An 11,490-nucleotide genomic window follows, 5' to 3' on the forward strand; every position below is an offset into this window, starting at 1 on the left:
TACTAAATGTTTGACCAAAGTTAAACCTAAACCAGTACCAGGTACAGCGCGATCTGTTACTCCTTTTCCACGGCGAAACTTATCAAAGATATAGGGTAACTCACTAGGTTCAATTTCTGCACCATAGTTACTAACTGTAATTTCTATTTCTTTCCCTTTTAGAGTATTACAAGTAGTTGCTGATAACTGTACCGTAGTATCGGCATCAGAATACTTACCAGCATTTAATAATAGTTCGTTAAGAATATTCTGCAAACTATCCAAATCAGAATAAAGCTGTAAATTAGAATTCGACAAAGTAGTTTCTAAAGTTAAACCTTTATCAGAATGCCATTTTTTGGTAAAAGATGCAGATAGATTCTCTATAATTTGATTCAAATGTAATTCTTGAGGGTCAAAAGCTAATTCTCCTGACTCTACCTGCTGTAAAGTTAGTAAATCTTTGATTAGGTTATATTCACGATCCCATTCTTGTTCTAAAATATCGAGATACCTTTCTCGCATCGTATCAGATATATTTTGTCTCAACATTTTGATCGCCATTTTCATACTAGTCATTGGAGTTTTAAGCTCATGACTCATACTGTTTAAAAAGTCATCTTTCAAATCATTTAATTTTTTAAGTTGCTTGATTTGTTGGCGCATCTTTTCGGAAAGTTTTGCCTGAACATCGACACTCCATTGAAGTTGAGATGTTCTTTCTTCCACAATAGATTGTACTTGATTGAGTGTTTGATGATGAATTAAAGCCGTACTCATTTGGACACTAATCCAGTTAATTAAATTGATTTCTTCAGTATTCCAAGTATACAGGCGATCGCGTTGTAAGACGAGAAAACCAAGAACTAATGCAGGTTGTGATTCACTGGTAGTTTTACCCATCAAAGGCATCATTAACAAAGCAGAAGAAGGAATCAGTTGAACACCTTCGGAAATTAATTCTACTGCTAGATCGGGAAAATTCGCTCCTTCGTTAACGACTAAAGGTTGAGGTGCTTGGTGCAAAGCCTGTTGACAACAATCTGAATCAGTTAACTGAAAAGAAAACTTTTCTGGAAAGGAAGCATCGCTTTCTTGTGCTGACCAATTTTCGGCGACAGTAAGAGTTGCTTTGATTGTTTGCTGGTTTTTTCTCTGGACAAAGAAAGGATCTTTGTATTTAACAGTCAGAATTTTAGCTCGATCTATTTTTAGAGCCTTACCCATTTCCGACAAAGCAAGATTGAATAATACCTTGATATCAGAACTTTTAGAAATAGCGTTACTCAAACGATTGAGTAGATGTTGATAACCAGCTTGAGTTTGTACCTGTTGCTGTAGCTGTATTTGAGAAAAGGCGATCGCCATTGCGTTTGACATTGCTTCTAATAGTTGCTTTTCTGAGAGATTCCATGAATAAGACTGGGACTTGAGCAAAACCAATGCGCCATTAGTTTTTCCCTGAAACTTAGCAGCAATCAGAGAAGAAGTAGGTGAAGCAAAAATATCGGGAAACTTATTTTCTTGGATAGAGAAGCCACTATCTGTAGCTTCACATAACACCTCACAACAGGGTTTATGTAACATCTGGCTATCCACAGTAGGGAATCCTTTCTCGCTCCACCAACCAATTGCTAAATTCTGCGGACAATTTTCTTTAGCCGAAATCACAATACAAGCATCAACTTGAAAAGAAGTACCGATGCTTAAAGCTAAATCTTCTAACAAAACGGAAGGATTAGAGCTATGAGCAACTAAATTGAGAATTTTTTCGGCTATTTGATTCAAGTTTACTAGGTCTTGCATATATTTCGTCAATTATTCTCACTCGACAATCGAGTCATAGATTACGAAGAAAACTGACTAACCATCATAGTCTTGTCAGAGAGACTCCGCCGTCCCCATCTCTTGGATAAATAAAACGGAGCAGCGACCCCGCGCCGACGTAAGGCGCAAGGGAACGCGCTGCGATTCGGAGCTTCCTCTGACTTCGTGAGGGGCTGACACCGCTCTCGAAGGGCGGTGCTTGTATGCCCCGTCAATCTACTTTTGTAATAGAGATTGTCTTTGTCTTGAGCATTAACAATCTCAAGTTATGAGTTACACAAAAAGAGAAAAGGTTGACGTGGTGAATAGGCTCAATCCTTATTTATCAAGGCTAATGAGTGTTCACAGTGTTGCCATGACTATCCCTTATGAAATTAGCATTCCCATTTTTTGACGATTTCTACCAACAAGAATAGATGTTTTTGGGGATTCCAATCTAACACAAGCTATACGCTTTACCAGAAATGGATTAAGGGTAATAGTTAAATTTTTCTTATAATTCTCTCTAAATTAAAGTTATATAGAAAAATGTTGAAATCCCGCGCTTAAATCCGAGATATCTCTTTCTCTGATTTCTTGAGTTCCATTAATTCTGATTCGAGATTCGTCCCTAATATGACCGATAATCGCTGCACCTTCTCCTAAATCAGACAGTAACTCTTGAGCCAACTGAGAAGCTAGACATAAAACCAGTTCAAAATCTTCTCCGCCATCTAAGATCCATTGCTCGGTGGGGCAATCTGAGGATAATTTATTTAAAGTAGGACATCGTGGAATAGAGTGACTCTCAATCACTGCTCCTACCCCGCTACAACGGCAAATTTTAGCGATCGCATCTCCTAATCCATCGCTACTATCCATCCCTGTAACAACAGCATCAGAAGCGATTTTACGTAACTTAGCAATTACATCTAGCCTTGGTTGGGGTCTTTGATGAGCTTTGATTAACAATGCTCTTTCTTTGGGGTTTAAAGCTTCTTTTAGCTGGGGATTGAGCAATAACTCTAGTCCTGCTCTAGACAGTCCATGATAACCAGTGATTAAAATTACATCCCCTGTCCGCGCACCAGAGCGAGATATTACCTGTCGGGGTAATACTTCACCAAAAGCCGTAATCGCTACTGTAATTACATCAGAGCGCGTAATATCCCCACCCACTATCGGGGTGTCAAATTGCTGTAAACAACTGTGTAAACCTTGATAAAGTTCCTCTACCCAAGCTACAGACGTTACTCCTGGTAACGATAAACCCACTGTAATACCCAGAGGATTTGCTCCCATTGCAGCCAAATCGCTTAAATTAGCTGCTGCGCTACGCCAACCCACATCAAAAGCAGAGGTAGTGCGATCGCTAAAATGCACCCTGTCTACTAGAACATCTGTTGTTACTACCAGTTGATAATCTGTTTTAATATCGATAACTGCACCATCGTCTCCAATAACCCCTAAAGGACAAAAAGGCTGTATTTTTTGTAACAAGCCTTGTTCGCCAAGATCTCTTACTAATTGATTGTTCACAAAACTCCAATATGTAGTTAATCCGTTGAAATATTAGTTTCGTTTATCGATAAGCACAAAATTTTCAAATAAACGTAATAGCACCTAAACTAGCAAAGGTCTGAGTGCTTTTTTATCTACCAGTAGTTTGATAAAAAGAGGTAGCTAGCAGTTTTTATGGAAGTATCTGATAATTATTAAGTTGGTTAAAGTTATATTGATTTTTTAATTTTTTCTTAAGATTCAGCTTCAGCACCAGAAAAATTCCCCATTATTAGCTTTTTTGCCTAAAATATTCGGTTATTTCGTCAAGCTTTGTCAGCAATTGTCTGCATATTTAGTTACAATTATTTACATAAGTTAATAAATATCTGACAAAAGGTATCTTTATGACTTAGAAAAATCACGAAATTTTTAATTAATTATTTTTAGTTTCCCTAAATTGTCTTTTACTAAGACAAAATAATTCTTAAATGTTGCTTACAGTTTGTTCTTTAAAGTATTGAGGCGTATTAGCTTAATATTGGATGTTTTATCTCAACCCACATAAACAAAAAACCAGAATGATCGATGCTTCTCAACTTCTAGAGCTTTATAGTTCGGGGGAACGCGATTTTAGCCGGGTTAATCTCACTAAAGGAAATTTGATTGAAGTCAACTTAAGTGAGATTAAATTATGGCGAGCTAATTTAGCTGAAATTAATTTAAGTCGTGCCGTTTTAAGAAAAGCAAATTTAACTGAATGTAATCTTGTAGGGGCAACTCTTTGGCATACAGATTTTAAGCAAGCAAACTTAATTAAGGCTCAATTTAGCCATGCAATGCTGATTCGGGCTAATTTGATTCAATCTCGTTTACAGAAGTCTTTATTTGTTGATGCGGATCTGCGTCTGATTTGCCTAGAAGGTGCTGACTTACGAGGTGCTGATTTATCGAGAGCTAACCTTAGTTATGCTAACTTGCGTTCAGCAAATTTAAAAGGAGCTAACCTTAATCATGCTGTGCTTACTGGAGCTTGTTTAGCTCAAACTGACCTGAGCAATACTAACCTAGAAGGAGCAATTTTAGAAGGAGCAGATTTAAGTAAAACTATTTTACCTAATGTCGATCTAGGCAAAGCCAAATTCATTAGTAAGCAGGTAAATAAAATTGGGAGTAATCAGTTAAGTAAAAGGATTTTGTAGTCTCAATTTTTTATGGCACAAATCAGAATTTTTTTGCCAGTTTCAATATACTGGGAGTTGTTTGATTGTAATGAGGAAACAGCATGAAACTAACTAATTCTCTACTACGGGACTTGGTTACAGAGTATTCTGTTCTGCGTCCTCAAATATATTTTAAATCGTCTTTAATTGCTTTAGCTCGTGCAATGCAAGATATTGTTTTGGCCGATGATAATCATCAATATTTAGTAATTGCCAATTTTCAGAAAGAGCAATTTTTTCATCAAGCAGAGCGACGTTTTCAAGATATGGCTCAAAAAAAAAACCATGTTTACATTTTTGGAGTACCAGATGCCGAATCTAGTTTTGCGATCGCTAATACTAATTATGATACAATTCCTATACAATCAACCGATACGTTAGCGGGTGAAGGCTATTTAGTAGTCATCGGACGACAATATTCCGCTTGTGTAGTGGCACAGGAGAAACTTTCGGTAACAGAGTTAAGAGATGTTTCTTCTGTTTTAGAACAAGGAGAAAGATTTGAAGGCATTTGGAGTTTTGATCGCGAGATTGTTTATAGTGCTGCTGATTGGTTATTAGGTATTATTGCTAACTACCGCCCCGAATTAAAAGCGAAAACCCAACAAGCAAGAAGACTGTTCAGATCGTACCGAGAACAGAATCAAAAATTGTTTTTGACCTCTCAATCTGTAGATTTGGGAATTTTTACGCAACGTTTAGTAACTTATTTACAAGCTGGTCAATATAAGTTACTCAAAGCCTATAAAGCGATCGCTTCAGCCGAACTCAAAGAGCAATTAATTAACAAAATTGCCCAAGCACAACGCAATTCTCTCGATCCACAAGAAATCCTTCAGATTACAGTCAGAGAATTAGGTCAAATTTTTCCTCAGTGTCGTTGTCTTTTATATCGTATCAATTCTAATGATACTGAAGTGACAATCAAATACGAATCTGTACCCCAGATGATGCCGTCATTAACAGGTCAAAAGTGGTCAGTAGTAGATAATCCGATTTTTATAGTTGCTCAAACGCAAGATTCAGCACTGGTTATCAATGATGTAGCAGATAACGTTTATTTACAGGAAAATCCCATCTTAAGAGAAAAAATTAAACGGGCTGCAATTGATTCTTGGTTGATGGTTTCCATTCGCTATCGAGAAACACTTTTAGGTGTTTTAGAGTTACATCATAGCGGAATCGAAAAGTTTCAATGGCAACCTGAAGATATTGCTTTAGTAGAAGCCGTAGCCCATAGTGCAGGAACTGCTTTAACCCAAGCCAGTGCTTATAATAACTTGGTAGATTTAAATCAACAGTTAGCAGCAGTAGAACGTATTCAGGGTAATTTAATTGCGGTGGTAGGACATGAGTTGCGTACACCCTTATCCACAATTCGCATCTGTTTGGAAAGTTTAGCAGATGAACCCGATATGCCCAGTGAATTACGGGAAACAATGTTAGATACTGCCTTATCTGATAGTGAAAGGTTAGCTCAGCTAATTCAAGATTTTTTGACTTTATCCAAACTAGAAACTGGAAAAGTCTACCACAATATAGAATCCGTTCCCATCGAATATCCTCTTAATTTAGCTTTACACCGAATTAAAAAAACTTCTCAATTTAAAGGCATTCCAGAAATCAAGATAAAATTATCTCATCAATTACCTTCTGTATTGGCTGATGTTGAAGGGTTGGTAGAAGTATTTTACAAACTGCTAGACAACGGATGTAAATTTACGGCTACTGATGGAGAACTTTTGGTTAAAGCCAAAATACACAACATAAAAGAAAAGGTTGAGACAAACGGTTTGATAAAACCGATGATAGAAGTCATTATTGCTGATACAGGACGAGGTATTGAAGCAAATGAGCTTGAGACAATTTTTGACCGTTTTTCCCAAGCAGAAAGTTATCTACGACGCACAGTAAATGGTGCTGGTTTAGGGTTGGTTATCTGTCGTCAAATTATTAATAGTATGGGGGGGCAAATCTGGGCTATTAGTCAAGGGAAAGACACAGGTAGCCAATTTCACTTTACTCTTCCGATTGAATCTTGATAGCTAGTCTTTGATTTTTTAGCAGTGCAATCTTTGCATAGCATAATTTGACGAGCGACCCTGCATCAGCTTGTTTAAAAGGCAAATAAAACAGCATACAGCCGTTTTCAGTTGGATAGACGAGGACACGTGGCTTGCCCTAAAGGATACCGCTACGCATAAGGTTGCCTCAAGCCCGTGAGATGTCCGTTCCGTTTTTAATTAGTTAGTTCGGAGCTTTTGAGCTTCTAAGCTCTAAGCTTTTTAAAATTTGATTGTTGTGTGTGGACGACGAGTATGAAAAGCGCAGTAAATAAATATTTATGCTGTTTTTTAAATATCAATTGTCTTTAAAGTGATTACTCTTTACCTACAAATTAACTAGTTAATAGTATTGTTAAAAGTAGTTTTTGTGTAATAAAAAAAATATGTTGAAAATCAAGGTAATTTTAGCTTTATTAGCTATTAATTTTCTTTTTAGTATGAAAGCTTCAAGCCAAGACCAAGCAACTACTGTTTCCTCTATCTTAGATAATCCTGTTGAAGGTCAAGAAGTAACCTTACAAGGTAAAATTATTGGTCAACAATCAGATAAAACAGATTATATTTTTACTGACGGAACAGATCAAATTGCAATTGAAATTCAAAGCGATGATTTTAACTACAGCTCTGATATAGATGTTCAGATTTCAGGTGTAGTTGATTTTGAGTCGCAGCATCCAGAAGAAGTAGCAAGAGACCCAACTTCAGAAAATATTCAGATTAATGTAAACCAGCTTCAAATTATTAAGTAACTCCACCTATTACTTCAGAGTAATTGTCTTGTTCAGAAAAATTTTAATTGGATCAGCTTAAAACTTTGCAAATTTGAACAACCCAATTCAAGACTTTCAGCATACAGAACAAACCAGAAATCGATTGATAAATCAAACGGTGAAAGTATTTACTCCTCCTCCCAAGCTTGACTCTCTTTGGATTGGGGTTAATTCAGTCATTACAGTCTTTCGTCATGGAACAAGAGACAATCAAGATTATCAATCATCAGATGTGACTTTTTATCTTATACCATTTCTTAAAAGATTTGCCTTTTAAACAAGCTGATGTATAGGCGATTGCGATTAATAAAATTAAGTTAGTTAGTCTAACAATATTGGCTTTACTTCCTTCTAAATTATAACCTCCGCTCTTATAACCCTCTTTTATGACTATAGGGCAAAATCTTGAATTAGCAAGCAGCAGAGATTCAACATTCTTATTATCATAATGTTAGTTAATAATATTAATTATCTAATTATCTATGACTTATATCTTTTCAGACCAAGGGTAGTTTATAAGCCGTAAATAGCCAAGGTCATACCTGGACTATAAATATTGACAAACATAGTTTTACCATCAGGAGCAAAGCAAACTCCAGCAAACTCACTATTATTTAACGCATTACGAGCAAATTGATATGATTCTCCTTCGGGAGTGACACCAATTAAACGTTGCTCTCCTCTACCATCTTCACAGACAATTAAGTCACCAAAAGGTGCAAGAGTTAGGTTATCAGGGTAATCAAGGGTTTCAATACCAGGAGATTCCAGAAATAATTCAACAGTCTCTTGAGTGGGATTGTAGCGAAAGATTTGTCCGACTCCTGCTTGACCTCCATTGGTACAGGTAAAATAAAATTCGCCATCAGCGTAACACATACCCTCACCACGACGAAATATTGCTCCACCTTTAGCTTGAGCTTCATAACGTAGGCTATCATGCTCTGGATCGACATCTTCTATTTTGACCCAGTCGATAGATTGTGCTTCATTTAGGGGAAAGTTTAAGCCTGTATCTACTGTGGGCATTTCTTTAATAACCATCGCTTCTAAAATACCCCCTGCGGATAAATTTCCTGCTTCTTGAGGGCGAAAGCGATAAAAGCAACTATTGTTACGATCTTCGGTTTGATAAATATAACCTGTTTTGGGGTCAATTGCGATCGCTTCATGGCGAAATCTGCCCATTGCTTTCAAGGGTTTGGGTTGTGCTATTTTTCCTTTAACGGGGACTTCAAAGTTATAACCGTGTTTTTTGCTTACTTTGCCCCAATAGGGTAATACCTCCTCTAAACTGTACCCAGGCGGAGCGTAAGGAGTCGCAATCTCTTCTTCGCAACTAATCCAAGAATTCCAAGTAGTAACACCCCCCGAACAATTACGATTTGTCCCCGCTAAAGAAAGATAATGCTGTTGTAAATTGCGATCGCGATCTATTATTAAAGTGGTAGTACACCCTGGACATAGTGGATCGTATTGAGGTATTTCCGCAGCCAGGTTATTAGGAATTTGTATTGGACTCAATTCATGATTTCTCACTAAAATTGTCGTCCCGTTTTCTCCTGCAAATGCGCCCATACCATCATGATGATTGGGGACAAGCAAACCATCATCCATTGTTTCTCCCGCTACAGATAAGATTTTGTATTGCAAGCCAGCAGGTAAATCTAAAATACCTTTGGGATCTGGTTTTAACGCACCAAATTTACTCACTATCAAAGATGATGCTTCAGTAGACACACTATAAGCTTTTTTCAAACAAGAAGCTAAAATTGTCCCTGTTACACCTACACCCATTAAGCCTAAAAAATTTCTTCTTGATAAATCCACAATCATTATTTAGATGAAATACAAAATTTAATTGATAATTAGAAGATCAAAACAGGAACTTTGATGTCAAATGCTTTGAGTGAAGAAACTCTCAAATAGAGATCGCCTGATGAATCAAAAATACAAGAATTAAACTTGATATTTAAGACAATCGCTTTAACCCTTATCCATTGGCTTTTAACCTGTCCCTTTGAAAAACTTCTCATATCTGCCTAACGCTAATAGAGGAAAATATTGCTGATACATATAGTATTTGAGATAAAAATGACCAGGAAAGCCCGTACCTGTAAAATATTCTTCATTCCAACTACCATCATCTTGTTGGGTAGTTACTAAATATTCCACACCTCTTTTTAAAGCTTCAGTTGCTGCAAAACCTGTAGCTTCCACCGCAGCTAAAATACCAATTAATGCCCATGCAGTTTGCGAAGCTGTACTGTCACCCTGTCCTTTTAAATTAGGATCGTTGTAGCTAAAACAGGTTTCTCCCCAGCCTCCATCTTCGTTTTGACAACTTACAAGCCATTTTGCACCGCGATTAATGTTGTCTTCGCATATTTCAGGTGCCATTAAAGCCAAACCAGATACGACACCACTTGTACCGTAGATATAGTTAACACCCCAACGTCCAAACCAACTACCATCAACTTCTTGTTCATCCAGTAAATAAGAAATGGCTGATTTGACTCGAGAATATTTCATGGGTAGATGACATTGACCGATCATTTCTAATATTCTGGCAGTGACATCGGCGGTATCAGGATCGATAGTGGCTTTAAGATCGCTGTAGGGAAGTAAGTTAAGCCAATCTTTGTCATTATTGAGATCGAAAGCAGCCCAACCTCCCGATTTACACTGCATTGATGTCATCCAATTGAGACAACGAGCGATCGCTTTTTGTTTAACGTCTTCATTGGGTAAGACAACATCGTTGAGTGCCATAACTACCACCGCAGAGTCATCTAGATCGGGGTAAAATCTGTTATCAAATTCAAACGCCCAACCTCCAGGGGTAGCTGTTTTGTTTTTAACCTGCCAATCTCCATAATCTAATATTTGCTTGTCTAATAGCCATTTACCCCCTCTTACCAATGCAGGATGATTGGGTTGGATTCCTGACTCTACTAACGCTCTGAGACACCAAGCTGTATCCCATACAGGAGAAATACAAGATTGCATATAGAAGCTGTCTTCTTTTTCGATAGCAAAGTTATCAAAAGCAGCAAATCCTCTTTCTACTATAGGATCGGCGACATCATAATTAAGACAACGTAACGCCAACAGAGAATTTAACATTGCAGGGATGATACCGCCCCAATCTCCTGTGGCTTCTTGTCTTTCTAAAATCCATTTTTCGGCTACTTTTAGCCCCTCTTGACGTAAAGGAACTAAACGCAGATTTTCGGCTAGTTTAAAGACATTATCTAATTCAACAAAAATATCTGTCCAGTCATCGTTGCGGGGTAATTCGTACTTTACTGAGTCAATACCTTCTGTGTAGAGTTCATCGAGATTAACAATCGGATCGACGACAAAAACTGGTTTTTGATCGAACACAATAATTAAAGGTACAGTACTACCTCTAGCCCAACTAGATAAGTCATAAATCGAGAAAATACCATCTTCAGGTAACAACATAAGCCAGGGTGGAATCGAAGGAATTCCCTCCCAGTCATAACAACCGATCAATGCTAAATGGAATTTGGTAAAGATTCTTGTTTTACTGATACCACCCCGTTGCAAAATAAATTTCTTGGCTTTGACTAATGCAGGATCGTTTGCGGGAACATTCAAAAGACGCAAAGCCATATAGGCTTCAACAGAAGTGCTGAGTTCTCCTCCATCACCGTAAAATAACTCCCAACCGCCACGATCTTGTTGCTGCGATCGCAAATAATACTCGATTTTCTCTAAAGGTAAACTACGATCTGTACCCCAAATCTTGTGGAGTAATAAAACCTCTGATGTAATAGTGACGTTGGCTTGTAATTCTGCCCACCAATAACCATCAGGATATTGAATTGATAAGAGGTATTTTTGGCTTGCTGCGATCGCTTGTTCGACTTTTTGTGGAAAAGTTAATTGATATTCCGTCTGCATTATCTAGAGTTGAAGAAGTTGTAGCACCACTCAGGGATAACAAACTTCATGGCAAATAGCAACAAAATGTTTTGTGATTGTTGATTTATCCCTCTTCTGTCACTTTCCGAAATTTGAACTACAATAGAAGAAATATTTAGAAGCTGTGAGGTAGAGAGGGCAATGGATGTAGAATTACAGATTCTCAAACATTTGAAGCGAGCGCCAATACCGACA

The 11,490-nt window shown here is 37.4% G+C and carries 9 protein-coding genes and 1 pseudogene; 4 read left to right on the forward strand and 6 right to left on the reverse strand.

The window, feature by feature from the left end:
- Positions 1–1,785: ATP-binding protein (locus H1P_RS25330; RefSeq protein WP_144872659.1), on the reverse strand; the 1,785-nt coding region annotated here is incomplete at its 3' end.
- A 537-nt stretch (positions 1,786–2,322) separates the two neighbouring features.
- Positions 2,323–3,324, reverse strand: a complete 1,002-nt coding sequence (thiL, locus tag H1P_RS25335) for a thiamine-phosphate kinase (RefSeq protein WP_144872662.1) — start codon at positions 3,322–3,324, stop codon at positions 2,323–2,325.
- A 542-nt stretch (positions 3,325–3,866) separates the two neighbouring features.
- Between thiL and H1P_RS25340 the strand changes: the two genes are divergently transcribed.
- The 4 genes from H1P_RS25340 to H1P_RS25355 all read left to right on the forward strand — a co-directional run bounded on the left by H1P_RS25340 (position 3,867) and on the right by H1P_RS25355 (position 7,621).
- A complete protein-coding gene (locus tag H1P_RS25340) occupies positions 3,867–4,487 on the forward strand; it encodes a pentapeptide repeat-containing protein (RefSeq protein ID WP_246141945.1) in 621 nt (206 codons plus the stop codon).
- An 83-nt stretch (positions 4,488–4,570) separates the two neighbouring features.
- Entirely contained in the window at positions 4,571–6,550 is a 1,980-nt protein-coding gene (locus tag H1P_RS25345; protein WP_144872668.1) for a DICT sensory domain-containing protein, read from the forward strand.
- Between the two features lie 407 nt (positions 6,551–6,957).
- The gene (locus H1P_RS25350; RefSeq protein ID WP_144872671.1) at positions 6,958–7,323 is read left to right on the forward strand and encodes a NirD/YgiW/YdeI family stress tolerance protein; all 366 of its coding nucleotides are present in this window, start codon (positions 6,958–6,960) and stop codon (positions 7,321–7,323) included.
- A gap of 73 nt (positions 7,324–7,396) precedes the next feature.
- A complete protein-coding gene (locus H1P_RS25355) occupies positions 7,397–7,621 on the forward strand; it encodes a hypothetical protein (protein ID WP_144872675.1) in 225 nt (74 codons plus the stop codon).
- Here the strand turns inward: H1P_RS25355 and H1P_RS39515 are convergent.
- From H1P_RS39515 to H1P_RS37720, 4 genes and pseudogenes are all read right to left on the reverse strand, one after another.
- Positions 7,598–7,717: pseudogene (locus tag H1P_RS39515) on the reverse strand (IS4 family transposase); the annotation flags it as partial. The gene H1P_RS25355 and the pseudogene H1P_RS39515 overlap by 24 nt on opposite strands.
- Positions 7,718–7,857: 140 nt before the next feature.
- Positions 7,858–9,174 carry an alkaline phosphatase PhoX gene (locus H1P_RS25365; protein WP_144872678.1) on the reverse strand — a complete coding sequence of 439 codons (1,317 nt, stop codon included), beginning with the start codon at positions 9,172–9,174 and terminating at the stop codon, positions 7,858–7,860.
- Between the two features lie 177 nt (positions 9,175–9,351).
- On the reverse strand, positions 9,352–11,274 hold the full coding sequence (gene shc / locus H1P_RS25370; protein ID WP_144872681.1) for a squalene--hopene cyclase: 1,923 nt from the start codon (positions 11,272–11,274) through the stop codon (positions 9,352–9,354).
- A partial coding sequence (locus H1P_RS37720) for a hypothetical protein (RefSeq protein ID WP_222427228.1) occupies positions 11,274–11,490 on the reverse strand: 217 nt, incomplete at its 5' end. The genes shc and H1P_RS37720, both read right to left, overlap by 1 nt.

Origin of the sequence: Hyella patelloides LEGE 07179, from assembly GCF_900659865.1 — a bacterium.
Classification (GTDB): Bacteria; Cyanobacteriota; Cyanobacteriia; order Cyanobacteriales; family Xenococcaceae; genus Hyella; species Hyella patelloides.

Bases quoted from the DNA above. Each gene is read 5' to 3' on its own strand.
- H1P_RS25340 (WP_246141945.1), top strand. From the start codon at position 3,867: ATGATCGATGCTTCTCAACTTCTAGAGCTTTATAGTTCGGGGGAACGC.
- H1P_RS25345 (WP_144872668.1), top strand. From the start codon at position 4,571: ATGAAACTAACTAATTCTCTACTACGGGACTTGGTTACAGAGTATTCT.
- H1P_RS25350 (WP_144872671.1), top strand. From the start codon at position 6,958: ATGTTGAAAATCAAGGTAATTTTAGCTTTATTAGCTATTAATTTTCTT.
- shc (WP_144872681.1), bottom strand. From the start codon at position 11,274: ATGCAGACGGAATATCAATTAACTTTTCCACAAAAAGTCGAACAAGCG.